The organism is Pseudomonas sp. GW823-FHT02F05 (assembly GCF_058797315.1).
This window is the reverse complement of record NZ_JBXAJM010000010.1, coordinates 168,616-184,474: the sequence shown is the minus strand read 5'-3', so window position 1 is coordinate 184,474 and position 15,859 is coordinate 168,616. Positions and strand designations below refer to the sequence as shown.

The 15,859-nt window shown below is 60.2% G+C and carries 19 protein-coding genes; 9 read left to right on the top strand and 10 right to left on the bottom strand.

From position 1 onward, the window contains the following. Nucleotides 1–141: 141 nt before the first annotated feature. Nucleotides 142–393: a type II toxin-antitoxin system HicA family toxin gene (locus AC1RAC_RS14300; RefSeq protein ID WP_014718823.1), complete on the top strand. Its 252-nt coding sequence runs from the start codon at nucleotides 142–144 to the stop codon at nucleotides 391–393. Continuing rightward, complete coding sequence (locus AC1RAC_RS14295; RefSeq protein ID WP_014718824.1) at nucleotides 390–755, top strand: type II toxin-antitoxin system HicB family antitoxin; 366 nt, start codon at nucleotides 390–392, stop codon at nucleotides 753–755. Before AC1RAC_RS14300 ends, AC1RAC_RS14295 begins: the two co-directional genes overlap by 4 nt. Here the strand turns inward: AC1RAC_RS14295 and AC1RAC_RS14290 are convergent, their stop codons facing one another. Continuing rightward, the gene (locus tag AC1RAC_RS14290; RefSeq protein WP_492616673.1) at nucleotides 756–1,928 is read right to left on the bottom strand and encodes an MFS transporter; all 1,173 of its coding nucleotides are present in this window, start codon (nucleotides 1,926–1,928) and stop codon (nucleotides 756–758) included. A 132-nt stretch (nucleotides 1,929–2,060) separates the two neighbouring features. Between AC1RAC_RS14290 and AC1RAC_RS14285 the strand changes: the two genes are divergently transcribed. Continuing rightward, nucleotides 2,061–2,648 (top strand): TetR/AcrR family transcriptional regulator, encoded by a 588-nt coding sequence (locus AC1RAC_RS14285; protein WP_313044125.1) that lies wholly within the window; start codon nucleotides 2,061–2,063, stop codon nucleotides 2,646–2,648. Here AC1RAC_RS14285 and AC1RAC_RS14280 read toward each other — a convergent pair. Both AC1RAC_RS14280 and AC1RAC_RS14275 read right to left on the bottom strand, forming a co-directional pair. Beyond that, nucleotides 2,632–3,987: an MATE family efflux transporter gene (locus AC1RAC_RS14280; RefSeq protein WP_213154214.1), complete on the bottom strand. Its 1,356-nt coding sequence runs from the start codon at nucleotides 3,985–3,987 to the stop codon at nucleotides 2,632–2,634. The genes AC1RAC_RS14285 and AC1RAC_RS14280 overlap by 17 nt on opposite strands. A 19-nt stretch (nucleotides 3,988–4,006) precedes the next feature. Beyond that, nucleotides 4,007–4,579: a DUF2239 family protein gene (locus tag AC1RAC_RS14275; protein ID WP_054897051.1), complete on the bottom strand. Its 573-nt coding sequence runs from the start codon at nucleotides 4,577–4,579 to the stop codon at nucleotides 4,007–4,009. A gap of 526 nt (nucleotides 4,580–5,105) precedes the next feature. Here AC1RAC_RS14275 and AC1RAC_RS14270 point away from each other — a divergent pair. The 3 genes from AC1RAC_RS14270 to AC1RAC_RS14260 are packed head-to-tail and all read left to right on the top strand — an operon-like array spanning nucleotide 5,106 to nucleotide 7,426. Continuing rightward, nucleotides 5,106–5,624, top strand: a complete 519-nt coding sequence (locus AC1RAC_RS14270) for a PAAR domain-containing protein (RefSeq protein WP_082430432.1) — start codon at nucleotides 5,106–5,108, stop codon at nucleotides 5,622–5,624. Continuing rightward, nucleotides 5,621–6,322 carry a VRR-NUC domain-containing protein gene (locus AC1RAC_RS14265; RefSeq protein WP_054918661.1) on the top strand — a complete coding sequence of 234 codons (702 nt, stop codon included), beginning with the start codon at nucleotides 5,621–5,623 and terminating at the stop codon, nucleotides 6,320–6,322. The genes AC1RAC_RS14270 and AC1RAC_RS14265 overlap by 4 nt, the downstream gene beginning before the upstream one ends. A 15-nt stretch (nucleotides 6,323–6,337) precedes the next feature. Further along, nucleotides 6,338–7,426: a DUF3396 domain-containing protein gene (locus AC1RAC_RS14260; protein WP_054918663.1), complete on the top strand. Its 1,089-nt coding sequence runs from the start codon at nucleotides 6,338–6,340 to the stop codon at nucleotides 7,424–7,426. Between the two features lie 72 nt (nucleotides 7,427–7,498). On the opposite strand, the gene AC1RAC_RS14255 is transcribed toward AC1RAC_RS14260, so the two are convergent. Then, nucleotides 7,499–8,146 (bottom strand): nicotinamidase, encoded by a 648-nt coding sequence (locus tag AC1RAC_RS14255; protein ID WP_492616672.1) that lies wholly within the window; start codon nucleotides 8,144–8,146, stop codon nucleotides 7,499–7,501. A 222-nt stretch (nucleotides 8,147–8,368) separates the two neighbouring features. Then, the gene (locus AC1RAC_RS14250) at nucleotides 8,369–9,142 is read right to left on the bottom strand and encodes an L-iditol 2-dehydrogenase (protein WP_054897047.1); all 774 of its coding nucleotides are present in this window, start codon (nucleotides 9,140–9,142) and stop codon (nucleotides 8,369–8,371) included. A 254-nt stretch (nucleotides 9,143–9,396) separates the two neighbouring features. Here AC1RAC_RS14250 and AC1RAC_RS14245 point away from each other — a divergent pair, with 254 nt between their 5' ends. Then, complete coding sequence (locus AC1RAC_RS14245; protein WP_492616671.1) at nucleotides 9,397–10,344, top strand: AraC family transcriptional regulator; 948 nt, start codon at nucleotides 9,397–9,399, stop codon at nucleotides 10,342–10,344. On the opposite strand, the gene AC1RAC_RS14240 is transcribed toward AC1RAC_RS14245, so the two are convergent. Continuing rightward, complete coding sequence (locus AC1RAC_RS14240; RefSeq protein ID WP_054897045.1) at nucleotides 10,326–11,138, bottom strand: aminoglycoside phosphotransferase family protein; 813 nt, start codon at nucleotides 11,136–11,138, stop codon at nucleotides 10,326–10,328. The two genes, AC1RAC_RS14245 and AC1RAC_RS14240, sit on opposite strands and share 19 nt — an antisense overlap. Before the next feature lie 212 nt (nucleotides 11,139–11,350). Between AC1RAC_RS14240 and AC1RAC_RS14235 the strand changes: the two genes are divergently transcribed. Together AC1RAC_RS14235 and AC1RAC_RS14230 are read left to right on the top strand one after the other, a co-directional pair. Next, entirely contained in the window at nucleotides 11,351–12,301 is a 951-nt protein-coding gene (locus AC1RAC_RS14235) for a nucleoside-specific channel-forming protein Tsx (protein WP_032872109.1), read from the top strand. Nucleotides 12,302–12,315: 14 nt separating this feature from the next. Next, the gene (locus AC1RAC_RS14230; protein ID WP_034127319.1) at nucleotides 12,316–13,347 is read left to right on the top strand and encodes a purine-nucleoside phosphorylase; all 1,032 of its coding nucleotides are present in this window, start codon (nucleotides 12,316–12,318) and stop codon (nucleotides 13,345–13,347) included. Between the two features lie 150 nt (nucleotides 13,348–13,497). Here the strand turns inward: AC1RAC_RS14230 and AC1RAC_RS14225 are convergent, their stop codons facing one another. The 4 genes from AC1RAC_RS14225 to AC1RAC_RS14210 form a co-directional block, all read right to left on the bottom strand. Continuing rightward, nucleotides 13,498–14,457, bottom strand: coding sequence for a quinone oxidoreductase family protein (locus AC1RAC_RS14225; protein ID WP_060765230.1), 960 nt, complete (start codon nucleotides 14,455–14,457; stop codon nucleotides 13,498–13,500). 28 nt (nucleotides 14,458–14,485) lie between these two features. Continuing rightward, nucleotides 14,486–14,659, bottom strand: coding sequence for a DUF1427 family protein (locus AC1RAC_RS14220; protein WP_014718843.1), 174 nt, complete (start codon nucleotides 14,657–14,659; stop codon nucleotides 14,486–14,488). Between the two features lie 69 nt (nucleotides 14,660–14,728). After that, on the bottom strand, nucleotides 14,729–15,505 hold the full coding sequence (locus AC1RAC_RS14215; RefSeq protein WP_236455290.1) for an AraC family transcriptional regulator: 777 nt from the start codon (nucleotides 15,503–15,505) through the stop codon (nucleotides 14,729–14,731). A gap of 114 nt (nucleotides 15,506–15,619) precedes the next feature. Then, a complete protein-coding gene (locus AC1RAC_RS14210; RefSeq protein WP_019816816.1) occupies nucleotides 15,620–15,790 on the bottom strand; it encodes a putative metallothionein in 171 nt (56 codons plus the stop codon). Between the last annotated feature and the right edge of the window lie 69 nt (nucleotides 15,791–15,859).

Genomic DNA, 15,859 nt, shown 5'->3' with positions numbered 1-15,859 from the left:
GAAAAATTAGCGGGGGAATGGGGGGCGCCGCACAGGCTGTCATCGGGGGTTACATCAATCCCCGCGAAGCCGCACGAAGCTGAGCTAGCATTGACGAACACCACTTTTTGCAACTACATTTAGTTACACGCAGGGAACGCCGTGTCCAAGAATGAAAAGCTGCTCGCCAAACTGCTCAATGAGCACATGGCATTTACCTGGTCTGAGCTCGTCACGTTATTACGCCGATTGGGATACACACAGATTGAAGGGGCCGGAAGCCGGGTCAAGTTCGACATGGGCGACCCCAGTGCAATGATCACCCTGCACAAGCCTCACCCCGGCAACGAACTGAAACACTACATTCGGCGCCAGATCATCGAACAATTGAAATCAGGAGAACTGATTCAGTGAACAACCAACTGAAACACAAAGGCTACATCGGCTCCATCGAAGCCAGCCTCGAGGACAACTGCCTGTTTGGTAAAATCCTGTTCATCAAGGCATTGGTGAGCTATGAAGGCAAAACTGTGGCTGAACTGGACGCAGCCTTCCGTGGCGCGGTGGATGATTATCTCGCTACCTGCCAGAGCCTGGGGCACACGCCGGAGAAACCGTGCAAAGGTTCATTCAACGTACGCGTCGGGCATGACTTGCATTTGGCCGCTGCCCTGGCGGCAAACCGTAAGAAAGTGACATTGAATGATCTCACGCGTCAGGCGCTGAACGAATTTCTGCAGCATCACTACCCAGAGCCATGCCCGACGATTGGCTGACTATCCCAACCGCCGGTAACCCACTACCGCCGAGCCCGCTACCACCGCCCCCGCCGCCAGCGCCACCCAAAACCCGCTGGTGGCGCCAAAGTGGTCGATCATCCACCCCGAACTGGCGGCGCCAATGGCCACGCCGATGCTCAGGCCGGTGATCAGCCAGGTCATGCCTTCGGTAAGGCGGCTGGCCGGGACGATCTGCTCCACCATGGCCATCGACACAATCAAGGTGGGCGCGAAGAACAGCCCGGAGATAAAGATTGCAGCGGCCAAGCCGGGAATATTGCTCACCAACAGCAAGGGCAAGGTGGTCAACGCCGTGGCTACGCCGCAGTACAGGAACTGGCGTGGCAACGGTGCCTTGAGTTTGAGGGCACCGAAGGCCAACCCCGCCAGGCACGAACCAATGGCATACACCGACAGCACGATACTCGCCGCCGCCGGCTGGCCTTGATGCTGGGCGAAGGCCACGCTGACCACATCCACCACGCCGACGATCACGCCCATGGCCAGCAGCAAAATCATCAGGATCAATACCGACGGCGACGCAATCAGCCAGCGACCGTGTGCTCCCTGATGCGCGTGTACCGGTGGCTCGGTTTGCCGTTGCAGCACAAAGGTGGTGACGCCCACCGCCAGCAACAACGCCGCCACCAGGGGCCCGGCTTCTGGGAACACCGCCACGCTCAACCCCACCGAAATGGGCGGGCCGATGATGAAGCACACCTCATCAAGTACCGACTCCAGGGCAAACGCGGTTTGCAGCCTGGGCTGGCCACGGTACAACTCGGTCCAGCGCGCTCGCACCATGGCCGACATATTGGGCATGCAGCCCGCCAGCGCGGCGAACAGAAACAGCGTCCAATTCGGCGCCTGCAACCGCGTACACAGCAGCAACATCAATAGCGCCCCGCCGCCGATCAGCGCGGCAATCGGCAGCACCCTGCCCTGGCTGTAGCGGTCCACCCAACGTGACACTTGCGGCGCGCAAATCGCCGTGGCCAGGGCAAACACTGCCGCCACCGAACCGGCCAGGCCATAGCCGCCATGCACCTGGGACAGCATGGTGATCAGGCCGATGCCGGTCATGGATATCGGCATGCGTGCCAGCACGCCAGCGAGCACAAAGGCCCGGGCACCGGGGGCTTGGAATAATTCAGCGTAGGGGTTTGCCATCCTGCTTGACCTCTTGCTCGACGCCCTGGGCTTGCTATCTGAAACCATCAGGGCAGAATACATACGGCGCGTATGTGGCAAATCATGCTTCGCATACGCAGCGTATGTCAATCACTTAGCCAAGAGACGCCCATGAGCCGAGCCCGAGCTGAAATGATCGAAGACACCCGCGCCCGCCTGATAGCGAGCGCGCGCCTGGCCTTCGCCACCCAAGGCTATGCCAATACCTCGATGGATGACTTCACTGCCCGCGCCGGCCTGACGCGCGGTGCGCTGTATCACCACTTTGGTGACAAAAAAGGGCTGCTGGCGGCGGTGGTCGCTCAACTCGACAGCGAGATGGACGCGCGCTTGCAACGCATCTCGGAGCAGGCCGTAGAGCCTTGGAGTGGTTTTTGCGAGCGCTGCCGGGCCTATCTGCGCATGGCCCAGGACCCGGAAATCCAGCGCATTGTATTGCAGGATGCACCGGCGGTACTGGGCGACACCGGCTCCCAACAACACTGCGTGGAGTCCTTGCGTCAATTGCTGGAGGCCCTGATGCAAGCGGGCCTGATGCCGACGGCACCCAGCCACGCACTGGCGCAGTTGATCAACGGCAGCCTGGTCAATACCGCGTTGTGGATTGCCCGGGATGAACACCCGGGCACACGGCTGGAGGAAGGCTTGCAAGGCCTGGAGCTGCTCCTGCAGGGGCTGAGCCTCACACCAACCGTTTGATCTGCTTATGCCGCCACACCAGGCGGTAATAGGCGATCTGCAACACCAGCATCGCCAGGTAGGTCACCGGAAATGCCATCCACACTCCTTCCAATCCGAAGTGGGCGTTGAACAGATAGGCCATTGGCAGTTCCACGCCAAGCACGCAGAAGATCGAGATCGCCACCGGCATCAGCACCACGCCGCTGGCGCGCATGATGCCGCCGATCACCGCCTGGAAGCCGAATACCAGAATGCTCCAGAGCATGATGTGCAGCAGGTGTTCGGCCCGTACCCGTGCGCTGTCGTCGGTGATGAACAGGCCCAGCAACCAGTGGGACAGCCCATAGCCGAGCACGATCAAGCCACCGGTGAGGCACAGGTTGATCACAAGCCCCGTGCGCAGGATCGGCCCGATACGCTCCAGGCGCCCGGCGCCAATCGCCTGGGCGCCGAGGATAGAGGCGGTGATGGCAATCGACAGCGCCGGGAACTGCACATAGTTGACGATCTGCGTCACCGCGCCATAGGCCGCCGTGGCCTGGGAACCGTGGCCGTTGACCAGGGCCAGGATGACCAGCTCCGACAGCGATAGCACCACCATCTGCAAGCCCGTCGGCAGGCCGATGCGCAGGACTTTGCCGAGGACGACGCGGTCCAGGCGCAAGGCGGCAAGCAGCTCGCGGTCTGGCGCCATCACGTGGTTTTTGTGGCGCAGGCGCAGGACCAGAAACAGCATCGCCAAAGCGTTACCCACCAGCCCGGCATACACCGCACTCTGGATGCCCATGGGCGGCAGGCCGATCCAGCCGCGAATCAGCGCAGGCGTCAGCAGCAAGCCCACCAGGGTTGAGACCATCAATGCCAGCAACGGCGAAATCGTGTCGCTGACCCCACGCAACAGTTGGGTATAGAGGATGAACACCAGCAGCAACGGCATGATCAACATCATCATCTGGGCGTAGCCCACGGCATCGTCGAGCACATCCACCGGCGTGCCCAACGCCTGCAATGCCGGGCGCGCGAACAGGCTGCCCAGCACAGCGGCCACCAGGCCCACCAACGCGCCCAGGGTCAGGGTGGCACCGGTAATCACCTTGACCATTCCGGTCTCCTGGGCGCCCCATGCCTGGCCGATCAACACCGAGGCGCCCGCCCCCAGGCCGATCACCAGGGCGATAAAGAAAAACACGATGGGAAACATCCCCGACACCGCGGCCAATGCCTGGGTGCCCAGCATCTGGCCAACGTAAATGCCGTTGAGGGTGCCGGAAAAGCTTTGCAGGAAATTGGACAGCACCATCGGTGCCAGGAACAACAGATAGATTTGCCACAGCGGGCGTTGCTGGGTGACGTCCATGAAGGTCTGAGCCCCTTGATTATTGGACTGGGAAGGCATTGCGCGACAGCCAGGCCAGGTAGGTGCGCACGTCCGTCGGCCAGTGCGCGATACTGTTCGAGAAGCCGTCCCTGTCCTGGGCAAACAGCGCACGCGAGGCGTCTTCAAAGCCCGGCAGATTGCCGCCAATCGCGCTCATGAAGCGATAGCTGGCCTCCTTGGCCTGGCGCAATTGATCAGCGCTGGCATGAGCCATACGCGCTTCATCCACCAACCGGCGCAAGGCAGCCGACGCACCACCACGCTGCTGGCCGAGCCACTCCCAATGACGTGGCAGCAATGTGACTTCCCGGGCGACGACGCCCAACTTCGGGCGGCCTACCGAGGGCGTTGCGGGTGGCTCGTCGTCGCTTTCGGCCTGGGGAGGGTGCGGCGCGTGACCTGCTGGCCACGGATAATCGACTTGAGTGCCCGTGGCGTCATCGAAGACCAGGAAGCTACCGGCGGGCAAAGCCTGGGCGACAAGGGACTCGGCCACATCGACATAGGTCCCCGCGGCGATGCATTGATGACCTGCGAACGCGGTGCAGAGGGAAAGGGTGTGCGTGGTCATCTTTTATTACCCGGATGTTATTTGTTTTACCCGGATAATATTAGGCTTAATTTGCCGACTTGCAAGGATCTTTTGCGGGCGCGATCTGCTTATGGCACCTCGACCTAGGTGAACCTCTCTGGTCCCCCTGCTCCAGCAATCGCCGGACCTGCATCGATGGAAGCAAAACAGCGGACGCAGATTGATATCTCCCTCAATGCACTCACCGGTAGTGAGATGAGCGCGGGGGAAACCATCTTTGAATATCCCAATTGTCATTCCCTTACTTGCGAATGCATAAGAATGTAGAGCGTAAAGAATCAATACCTCGCAATCATGTAGGAGATTTTTCTTTTCTTTGACAGGTACTTCCCGTTCGCGGTTAAGCATCTTGTAGTTAATCGGAGGAATAGGAAAAGTACGCCATGCGCCACTACCGGCGAACGATCAGACAAGGAACGAGTATGGCGATTGATATGTTTGCGAAGCGTCTCGTTAATTCAGCGCACTTTCTTGATCTGCAGCCACTTTCCCGAGGTTCGGCACTATGAGTGGAAAGCCCGCCGCCCGCGTTACTGACCCTACGACATGTCCAATTCCGGGACATGGTGTCGCCTCCATCATCGAAGGTTCTCCTGACGTCTTCTTCGATGGTTTGCCCGCAGCGCGCCAAGGTGATCTATCTGCTTGCGGGAGCCCGATCAGTTCGGCCGTATCATCGACAGTTTTTATCAATGGAAAACCTGCCGCAACGCTCGGCAGTGTGGGTGAACATGGCAACGTGATCATCGGTGGATCGGGAACGGTGATCATAGGCGATCAATTCACACCGCCCCCACTCAGCCCCATGGTGCCATTGAGCAGTTCCAATACCCATTACTCTGGACGCTTTCAACTCATAGATCAGGAAACCGGAAAACCTATCGTTGGCCGCAAGGTAAAGGTTTGGTCGAGTGCCGGTTGGAACGCGCTCGACACCACGAATAGCGAAGGCATGACATCGTGGATTAGCCATGCTGCGTCAGAGTCTATCCATATTGACTTGGTGCAGGAAGGCGAAGAATGAATGGGCAACCCAGCCTTTCTCAGGGGGGCATGAGCCCAGACGGAAAGATTAACCCTGTGGGTATTCTGAAACCGAAGCTCGATCCCCAAGACAAGAACGTACTGTGCTCGGCAATTTGCTATTGCAGCGGCACGCCCAACATCAGCCAAGATGGCAAGCATCTCAAACAGGCCTGCGTGGCCCAGCGCCTTGGGGAGCTTGACGAGATTCTTCAGAGGCGCAGTCCGTATAAGCCCGAAGTCAGTTACGACATGACCAAGCGACCACCACGGCCAATCCTCGACAGCCAAACGGGGAATGGCCCTCATGGCTGGATACCGGGCTGGATCAACAAATATTGGAATGACGACCCAGAGCATCCACCGTTCAAACCCGGGAAAGGGATGATTCGCCGGCCCGATGTGGTGATCGTCAAGGACGCCAGCAAGCCGCCAACTCAGGACAACATCAAGCAAGTGGTGGAGATGAAGTTTCCACCTGACCCACCGAAAGTGGAGCAGGCGCAGGATTATGCGAACATTGCTGGCAACAAAAACAGGGTTGTTGAGATGACATCTACCGAATGCGACTGTAGCCAGCAAAGTCAGCAGTCCAATGTGCCAGTGGAGCAGCTCGGGTGGGCCGCAGCCATCGCAGGGGGGATGATGTTTATCCTGACGCGTGGCCGCTCCCCTCGACCAATGACCCCCGCTTACTAATTCGGAGGAATGCCAATGGAACCGGAATTCAATGTGGCCGAAGAACTTGCCAAGCAACCACATCTGCTGGAAATACCCGGCCACTTGCTCATGAAGTGCGGACGCCAGAACTATATCGGCGCAGTGCTCTGCCTGCGCGGGACGCTTTATTTCAAGGATGCACACACACGTTTGGTACGGGAGGCACTGTGCCAGTGCTTTGACGACTTCAAGCGCTTGGCTGAGCCCTACCTCACTTGGGTCTGGCGCGAAGAGCCTCCTCAGGGTAAACCACTTTCAGCTTATGCCGAGGCAAAGCCATTACGCGACATGATGGAAGTAATGGATGAGGATGACCTTCTCAGCTTCTACTACCTCAGTGGCAAACAATCAAATGACGCCAGCGCTTGGCTCTTCAATGTGTTTGGTACGCGAGGATGGAAGGCAAAGATGGGGGATGAAATAAGCACTCTGGAGTTCTCAGTACCGCTTCTGTACCAAGAGCAAAACCCACTCAGCTTCCTGCGTTTGTACCTTGACTCAGCACGCCGATTGGCTCCAGAACAGGGTTACGCGGGACATGCCTTCAACCTTTCCGTCACCAACCGGGACGGCAACGAACCTACTGAAGCCTTTATGGCGGCACGCATGCCTGGTTTGGATGTGGGAACAGCCGGTCTACTGGCTAATATCCCCGAGTTCAAACCTACAAAAATCAAGACGGTCAGTTGGCTGACCTTGCTCGACCAAACTCGCCTGGAGTTGGTTGGCGGCCTGGAAGGATTACGTACGCAGCTACCCTCCAGCCATTTTGCATTCTATGACTACGGTAGCGGCGTAGTGATCCAGGCCGGCGCATACCCCTACCTTGGTGGTGATGCCGAGGATCCGAAGCCGGCCACCTACGTAATACTGAACCATGTACTCAAGGGCATTCGCTACGAGACGGTGGGTTCATTGCACGGCGGCTCTCATGACGGCGAGTTGCGGCTGGTGGACTGGTCGGCTGACCAGTGGCTCAAGCGCTTGGATGTGGATACAGGCGACATCCCCAGCTGGCATGCCAAGTTACTTCGCGACGAACCCTGCCTGGATGCTACAAATACTCTGCCAGGGCGCTTATAGACGCGGCGTAATTCTCGGAGCCCACCTGCTCGACCGCCAACTGACAGAGGCGATGGCCTCACCGGAATCTGCTTAACGCGCGACCACCACGACCAGTTCTTCGCGGGTGCGACTGACGTGTGCACCGGCCTTGAGCAATTCGTCGACAGCCCGTACACCGCCCTCCTCGCTGATGCCTCGGCACGCCGGCAAATGCAGGATCACTTGCAAGCCGGCCTTTAGCAATTGCAACGCGGTTGTCTTGACGCAATAGTCCAGCGCCAGCCCGCCCACAATCACGCGGGCCACGCCGTGGGCCTTGAGGTACTCGATGACGCCGGTGGACAGTTTGTCGTGCAGGTCGTGGTAACAGGCGCCGTAGGGGTGCAGGTCGGGCTCGACACCTTTCCAGATGAAGTAGTCGTAGTCATAGGGCGTGGGCAATTCATCGAGCAGGGTGAACCCTTCAGTACCCGGCACGCAGTGGCTGACCCAGGTCACATCGGCATGGGCCAGGCCGGTGGGTTGCAGCATCTCGCTGTGCTGCGCAACCACCCAGGGTGCGTGGGGGGTGTGGGCGTCCTTGCTGCCGATGCGGTGGCCGGCGAGACTGGCCATGTAATTGAGTTCGGCACCAATGCCGTCGCCACCGGCCACTGGCAACTCGTTGGGACACAAGGGCGTGAAGCTCTTCTGGGCGTCGACGTCAAATGAAGCGATGGCGGCTTTCGAAAGGCTCATGGTCGTTCTCGGGTGGTCTGCACGTACGACCGCCTCCGGGCGAGCGTAGAAATCTTGAAGTATGGGACAGTTTACTGCGGGGATCGATGCGTTGCTGACTTACCCTATTCTCAAGCACGCTGAAGTTCAAAGGTGGGAGCTGGCTCGCCTGCAATGACGGGAGTGAATCCACCAACGCTATCGCAGGCAAGCCAGCTCCCACAGTTGGGTCAGCGTTAACTGCTAGTTCAGCCAATTGCCGCCATCAACGTTATAGGTCTGGGCCACCACATAGTCGGCGTCCGTCGACGCCAGGAAGATCGCCATGCCAGCCAGGTCTTCAGCTGTGCCCATCCGCCCAAACGGCACCTCATCCCCTACGCGCTTTTTCTTCTCGCCAGGCGCCAGCCCTTCATGCCTGGCGAACAGCGCATCCACCCCATCCCAATGCTCGCCGTCCACCACACCGGGGGCGATGGCATTGACGTTGATGCCCTGCTTGATCAGGTTCAAGCCCGCCGATTGCGTCAGGCTGATCACCGCCGCCTTGGTCGCGCAATAGACCGCCACCAACGGCTCGCCCCGCCGCCCGGCCTGGCTGGCCATGTTGATGATCTTGCCGCCATGCCCCTGGTTGATCATCTGTCGGGCTGCGGCCTGCAGGGTGAACAGGGTGCCGGCGACGTTGATCGAGAACAGTCGTTCAAAGCTGTCGCGGGTGATGTCGATGATGGGGGCCAGGTCGAACAGGGCGGCGTTGTTGATCAGGATATCGAGCTTGCCGGCGTGGCTCACCACCGTGGCGATCGCCGCGTCGATGGAGGCTTGGTCGGTGACATCCATCGACACCGCGTAAGCCTTGGGCCCCAGTTCGGCGGCGGTGGCCTGGGCCTGCTGCAGGTTGATGTCGGCGATGGCCACGGTGGCGCCTTCAGCGATGTAGGCCTGGGCGAACGCACGGCCAATGCCTCGCGCCGATCCAGTGATCAGCGCGCTTTTGCCTTCGAGTCGTTTCATGGGGGGTCCTGTAAAGGTTATTGCCGGTAGCCGGTGAACACCGCCGAGAACAGCTTGCCGACCTTTGTTGTGGAACCTCGATTACAGCAGCTTGACCTGCCGCCTCACAAACGGCTGGCGAATGCGAGGCTGATACTTTTTTAACCTGAGGCACAGGATCAAAAAAGTATTAGTCCCGGGCGAAACCGGGGCTAGCGCAGCGATTGCCAGTGCGGGTATTTTGGGAAAATTGCACCGCCACAAGAGGCAGCACCATGCCCGTCAGCCCCGCCACCCTGTTCGAGCATCGCCCTGCCGAGCTTGAGGTGATCCTGACCGAACCGGAACATGGTTTTCGCTGGTTCGAACATGACTATCCCTATGAACTGGCACGCTGGAACCACCACCCTGAATTCGAAATCCACCTGATCCGCCAAGGCAGCGGCAAGCTGGTGGCGGGCGACTATATCGGTGTATTCAGCGCCGGGCATGTCGCACTGATCGGCCCTGGCCTGCCCCACGACTGGATCGGTGACCTGGCCCCGGGCGAATACCTGCACGGGCGTGATGTGGTGCTGCAATTCGACGGCGCCGCCCTGCTCGCTCTGCGCACCACCCTGCCTGAGCTCGGTGATTTACAGTCACTGTTTGCACGGGCGCGACGGGGCATCGAATTCACCGGCGAGACCGCAACGAGCGCGGCACGGCTGATGGAGGCCATCGGCTGCGCCCATGGGCTGCAACGCCTGGCCCTGTTCCTGCAATTGCTCGACACCCTGAAGAACGCACCGCCTGCACAGGCCAATACCCTGGCCAGCCCGTGCTATGCACCGACGCTGGATGCGCGCAGCGCCGAACGTATCAACAAGGCGCTTGACTACCTGATGCGGGAACTGACCGGCGATGTACGCCTGTCGGACATCGCCCGGCAACTGGACATGAGCGAACCCGGCTTTTCGCGGTTTTTCAAGCGCAACACCGGCCACGGCTTTATCGACCTGATGCGCAAGTTCCGCGTGCAGCGTGCCTGCCGCTTGCTGTTGCACAGCCAAATGTCAGTGGCGGACATCTGCTTTGAGGTGGGCTACGCCAACCTGTCGAATTTCAATCGCCACTTTCGGATCGAAATGCACCAGACGCCGAGTGAGTACCGGCGGCAGGCCGCACTTCAATTATTCACCCCGGTTACCCATCACCCGCCGCCTTACTCGCCCGCCCCTTGAGCCAGTGCCTGCTGTGCCAGACGGGCAACCTGCAACTCAATCATGGCACGCTCGCGCTCCTGGTCTTCCAGAAACCAGGCGGCAGACAACCCGGCATGAGCCACCACCCATTGCAACAAACGAGGACGTGAGAGGCCGGCCGCCAGGGCGATAACCCCAACCTGGCGGCTGAAACGCAGTGGATCGCTACTGGTCGGCAAGTCCGGATTGCAGATCAGATTAGCGTAATCGTAACCGCGCTCGCCCATCACCCGCTTTGGATCAATCGCCAGCCAGCCACGAGGGCCAAAGTCGAGGATATTGTCGTGGTGGCAATCACCGTGCAGTACCACAACCTCCTGTTGCGCAGCCAGCAATGTCCGGGCCGTCGCCGCGCAGTCGCGTAAGGCACCGCCCTCCTGTTCGGCGGCGTGCCACAAGGATCTGAACCACTCATCCAGCCCAACCAACCCTTCGGGCGGCGACACACGAGGCGCATGCAGCCGGGCCAGGGTTGCGCAGGCGATCTGGCTGGCTTCGTCGTCCTGACCATTGAGGGCCATGCGCATCAAGGAACCTGGGCCCGTGGCGCGTTCCATTAACACTGCAGTGTGGTCATGGGCGAACACCCGTGCCGCGCCGTCACCGGCCCACCAACTCAGCAGGCGGCCGCCGAGTTTTTCCTCAGGGGTATGAGCAATTTTCAACATCGCCGGCACGCCCTTCCAGCGGACCGGCAACAGGTGGCTGCCGGGTGTGACGATAGGCTCTCCATCGGCACTCAGCTCCCAGGCACGCAGGTAGTGTTCGAACATCAGACTCCTCCACAGGGGTGACGCATCAGGATGACAGAAATCCCACTGTTTTCCTGACCAAAGCGTCGGCTAATTGCTCTTTTTTCTAGATAGTTCAAGCCATTGACCCAAGTTGGTACAACCTGTGCAAACGTTTGCGGAACGAACTTGACCGCCAAGTTCACTCCTCCCCGTCTAATCGGGTTTAAACCGCGTAAGAATAAGGACTTTCAATGCACCCCACCTCAAAGCCTCGTGCTGGTCTTGGCGTTTCGTTGCTACTGGCTGCCGTTACGGGAGTACTCAGTGCACCCATTTTGGCGCAGGAAAAGCCCGTGGATGACTCAGCACAGGGCGAAACCCTCAGCCCTGAAGCCAACCCCCCGGCGAAAAAAGGCGTGTATCTGTCCGAGTGGTTTAACCAGGACCTCACGCTGATTGGCAGCAAAGACATCAGTTTCGGCCCCAAGCCTCAAGATGACGTCTACCTGGAATACGAGTACTTCGGGCGCAAGGGCCCCTTTGAGTTGTACGGCTATATCGATGTGCCGAAGATCCTCACCATCGGTAACAGTAATGACAAAGGTGTGTGGGACCATGGCTCGCCGGTGTTCATGGAGCATGAACCGCGGATCTCCATCGACTACCTCGCAGGACGCAGCCTGGCAATTGGCCCATTCAAGGAATGGTATGTGGCCTTTGACTGGATCTATGACCACGGCAGCCGCAAGGAAAACCGCGCCAACACCCTGTACAGCGGCCTGGGCACCGATATCGACACCCACTCGCGAGTCAACCTGTCGGCCAATTTCTACGGGCGCTACCAGTGGGAAAACTACGGCGCCAGCAATGAGTATTCCTGGGACGGCTACCGAGCGCAGATGAAGTACATCGTGCCCATCGGCAAGTTCGACAACGGCGCCTCGCTGACCTACATCGGTTTCACCAACTACGATTTCGGCTCGGACCTGCACAAGGACAACCCGGCGCGCACCGCCAACTCCCTGGTGGCCACCAACGTATTGCTGTACTCGTTTACCCACCTGCGCTTTACCCTGGTCGGCCGTTACTTTCACAACGGCGGCAACTGGGAGGATGGCAGCGAGTTGAATTTCGGCGAAGGCAACTTCCGCGCACGCTCAGACGGCTGGGGTTACTACGCTGGCGTGGGCTATCAATTCTGATCAAGGAGCTGTAGATGAACGCATTGACCCGTGTCTCGCTGGCCGTCGGCCTGGCCCTATTGCCTCACGTGGTGCTGGCGGATAACCCGCCACCGATCAAACCCAAGGTGATGCTGATCACCATGTTCGCCCCCGAGGCGCAAACCTGGATCGACCGCCTCGAGCTTAAACAAGAAGTACGCGTTCCGGGCTTGTCCGCCGAATATCCCGTGATTCGCTGCAACACCCAAGACGTGTGCCTGCTGGTGACCGGCATGGGCCAGACCAACGCTGCCGCGTCTACCCTGGCCCTGGCCTTGTCGCCTAAGTTCGACCTGCGCCAGAGTTACTTCCTGATCGCCGGAATCGCCGGTATCAGCCCCAAGCACGGCACCATCGGCACCGCCGCCTGGGCTCATTACCTGGTTGAGTTCGGCACGCAGTGGGAGCTGGATTCACGGGATGCACCCAAGGACTGGCCGACGGGCTATATCGGGATCAACACCAAGGGCCCCAACGAAAAACCACCGTTGGACTACAAGACCGAGGTGTTTGAGCTCAACCAAAAGCTGCAAGCCAAGGCGTTTGCCTTGTCGCACAAGGTGGAGCTGACAGAAAGCACAGAGTCCGCCGCTTGGCGCAAACACTACCCCGCCGCCCCGGCCAACCAGCCGCCGCAAGTCACCCGCTGCGACACCCTGGCGGGCAACACCTGGTTTTCCGGTACCCGGTTGAGCGAACGTGCCGAAGTCTGGACCAAGTTGCTCACCGACAACAAAGGCGAATACTGCACCACCCAACAGGAAGACAACTCCACCTACGAAGCGCTGCTGCGCGCCAGCCGCGAAGGCTTGGTGGATATCCAGCGTCTGGCCGTGGTGCGCGCAGGTTCCGACTTTGACCGGCCTTACCCTGGCTACAGCGAAGTGGACAACCTGCTCAAGTATGCGGACCAGGGTGGGTTTGTACCGGCGCTGGAAAACCTGTACCGCACGGGCAACCCGTTGGTCCAAGCGATTGTGAAGAACTGGTCGGCGTGGGAAAAAGGCGTTCCCGAAGCCGAATAAAGATCAACACTGTGGGAGCGGGCTTGCTGTGGCGAGCAAGCTTGCTTGCGCTGGGGTGCGTAGCGCCCCCAAAAAAGCCGGCTCCAGCTGCGCTATCGAGCGGGAGCAAGCTCCCTCGCCACAGCAAGCCCGCTCCCACATTTCTATCCATCAGGGCAGGAAGATGATTTTGTCTGGGCTGCCGTTGTTCACTTCTGCATAGCACTGAACACCCTCCGCCAACGCCACTTCACGCAACCCTGTAGGCAGCGGCAACAGGCCTTCATCAAAGAAGCGCCCAAACGCCTCCAGCATCACCGCGCATTGTTCGCAGCTATAGAGCAAAGAGTTGATCCCAACCACCGATCCGCCCTTACGGTACAGCGCCAGGGCCGGTAACTGCACATGGCCGTCAACCGGTGCGGCGATGATGGCGATGCGGCCGAACGGTGCCAGCCCCGCCACCGCGGCAGGCAGCCAGAAACCGGTAGTGTCAAAGATCACGTCGGCGCCGCCCTTGAACACGGCCTGCACTTGCGCGCCCAATTCCTCCGGCTTGCCCAAGGCAATCGCCTCCAGCCCTTGGGCCTGCAACATCTCGAGCTGATCGGCCTTGCGCACGGCCGCCAATACCTGCGCACCGCGTATCTTCGCCAGCGCCAACGCCGCACTGCCGACCGCGCCGTTGGCGCCGACCACCAGCAAGCGCGTGCCCTTGCCAACGCCGCTGCGCTCCAGGGCATCCCAGGCGGTGGTATAGGGCACACCGAGGCTGGCCGCCTGGGCAAAGCTCAAGTGCGTAGGTTTGTACGCCACGCCCTTGGCTGACACGCGCAGGTATTGGGCATGGGAACCGTCAGCGAAAAAACCCAGGTCACGACCGGTGCCCCAGACCTCCTGGCCGAGCAATGCCTGCGGGCCTTCCACCACCACGCCTGCGAAGTCACGCCCAGGGATGCGTGGCAGCGTGGTGTAGGGGAAACGGCCAAGCACGTTTTTGACGTCGCTGGGGTTCAGGCCCGCCGCGTTGACCTTGACCAGCACTTCGCCGGCAGACGGTACCGGCATGGGCACCTCCAGCAGGCGCAGGTGGGCGAGGTCGCCGGTGGCGGTAAATTGCAGTGCGTTCATAGAGGGCATCCGTGGAAGGAAAAAGGGATCAGGACAACCAACCACTGACCAACTGCCGCGCCATGGGCCAGAGCTTTTCGCCGAGCAGCATGCCCATCAGGCCGACCAGTGCGATAGCGGGCGGTGCAGGCGAGCGGAAGTCCAGCGCGCCGTAGATCACGCCGACAAACAGGCCGATGGCCAAGGAAATCAAATAGCTCATGAACGCTGCGCCCGGTTGATTGATGGGCTCAGTCTAGGGCGCGTCTACCGTGGGTATCGGCCAAGTGCTTCAGGATTTCGGCCAACCCCTGTACTGCGACGGCGATACTCCCAGTTCACGTCGGAACATGTCACTGAAGCTACTGGGCGAATAGCCCAGGGTGCGCGCTATGCCGCTCACCGAATGGCCCTGGATCAACTCCGCCGCCGCCGTAGCCAACTGCACCTGACGGCGCCACTGGGCAAACCCCATGCCCAGGTGCTGCTGGAACAACCGCGCCAGGGTGCGCACGCTGGCGCCCGCGGCCTCGGCGTGCTGCTCGAACGGGATGTCCAGGGAGGGCGACGTCATGACGGCCTGGCACGCATTGATCAGCCGACGATCAGCCGCCACCGGCATGGCGATGCGAATAGGCGAGCGCCGTGCGCGTTGCAACTCCAACAGGCCCAGGCCTACCACAGCCTCGTAATAGGCCGCATCGCCGTGATCGCCCTGCTCCACCAATGTCACGATCAACTCACGCAACAAGCGGCCCACTTCTATGACCTGCACCTGGCTGTCCAGCGTCGCCGCCAACGCCGGGCGCAGGTAGATATTGCGCATCTGCAAATCGGAGACCACGCGAATCCCGTGCTCCACCCCCGGCGGCAACCACACCGCACGCTGGGGCGGCACTACCAGGGCTTCGCGGGGCGTCTCGACCCACATCACTCCGCTCATGGCGTAGAGCAACTGGCCCCAATCGTGGCTGTGCGGCTCTACGTACAACCCACGCGGGTAGGTACGCGCCAACGGCTGCACGGGAACGGCGTGATCACTGAGGTCGGGGGGCGCGGCCAGGGCCATTGCGGGTACACATCAATCGGGTCGGGTGACCATGGTAAAGACTGGTCGCCGGCAAGCGTACTGTTTTTACTCATCCTGCAGGCACCGGGTGGCCGGGCCTGCAGGTCAATCCTGTCAACCGTGGGCTGACTTGGCGCATTCGCAACCCGTCGCCGCCGCGCAGGGTTCACCATGAGCATGATGCTCGGCACAGCCCTGGCAGCAATAGCCCTTGCCGTCTTTCATTATTGCGTCAGCGCCCAATACACATTTGCAGTGAGGGCAAGCACAGGTTTGATCTGGCATGGTCAGACTCCTTTTTCATGGTCGTCCGATGCGGCGAGCGCCGCACCTTAAGCAGTGACCCTGGGCAAG

Coding starts and splice junctions, on each gene's coding strand:
- AC1RAC_RS14290 (WP_492616673.1), bottom strand. CDS start 1,928: ATGGCAAACCCCTACGCTGAATTATTCCAAGCCCCCGGTGCCCGGGCC.
- AC1RAC_RS14285 (WP_313044125.1), top strand. CDS start 2,061: ATGAGCCGAGCCCGAGCTGAAATGATCGAAGACACCCGCGCCCGCCTG.
- AC1RAC_RS14280 (WP_213154214.1), bottom strand. CDS start 3,987: ATGGACGTCACCCAGCAACGCCCGCTGTGGCAAATCTATCTGTTGTTC.
- AC1RAC_RS14275 (WP_054897051.1), bottom strand. CDS start 4,579: ATGACCACGCACACCCTTTCCCTCTGCACCGCGTTCGCAGGTCATCAA.
- AC1RAC_RS14270 (WP_082430432.1), top strand. CDS start 5,106: ATGAGTGGAAAGCCCGCCGCCCGCGTTACTGACCCTACGACATGTCCA.
- AC1RAC_RS14265 (WP_054918661.1), top strand. CDS start 5,621: ATGAATGGGCAACCCAGCCTTTCTCAGGGGGGCATGAGCCCAGACGGA.
- AC1RAC_RS14260 (WP_054918663.1), top strand. CDS start 6,338: ATGGAACCGGAATTCAATGTGGCCGAAGAACTTGCCAAGCAACCACAT.
- AC1RAC_RS14255 (WP_492616672.1), bottom strand. CDS start 8,146: ATGAGCCTTTCGAAAGCCGCCATCGCTTCATTTGACGTCGACGCCCAG.
- AC1RAC_RS14250 (WP_054897047.1), bottom strand. CDS start 9,142: ATGAAACGACTCGAAGGCAAAAGCGCGCTGATCACTGGATCGGCGCGA.
- AC1RAC_RS14245 (WP_492616671.1), top strand. CDS start 9,397: ATGCCCGTCAGCCCCGCCACCCTGTTCGAGCATCGCCCTGCCGAGCTT.
- AC1RAC_RS14240 (WP_054897045.1), bottom strand. CDS start 11,138: ATGTTCGAACACTACCTGCGTGCCTGGGAGCTGAGTGCCGATGGAGAG.
- AC1RAC_RS14235 (WP_032872109.1), top strand. CDS start 11,351: ATGCACCCCACCTCAAAGCCTCGTGCTGGTCTTGGCGTTTCGTTGCTA.
- AC1RAC_RS14230 (WP_034127319.1), top strand. CDS start 12,316: ATGAACGCATTGACCCGTGTCTCGCTGGCCGTCGGCCTGGCCCTATTG.
- AC1RAC_RS14225 (WP_060765230.1), bottom strand. CDS start 14,457: ATGAACGCACTGCAATTTACCGCCACCGGCGACCTCGCCCACCTGCGC.
- AC1RAC_RS14220 (WP_014718843.1), bottom strand. CDS start 14,659: ATGAGCTATTTGATTTCCTTGGCCATCGGCCTGTTTGTCGGCGTGATC.
- AC1RAC_RS14215 (WP_236455290.1), bottom strand. CDS start 15,505: ATGGCCCTGGCCGCGCCCCCCGACCTCAGTGATCACGCCGTTCCCGTG.
- AC1RAC_RS14210 (WP_019816816.1), bottom strand. CDS start 15,790: ATGCCAGATCAAACCTGTGCTTGCCCTCACTGCAAATGTGTATTGGGC.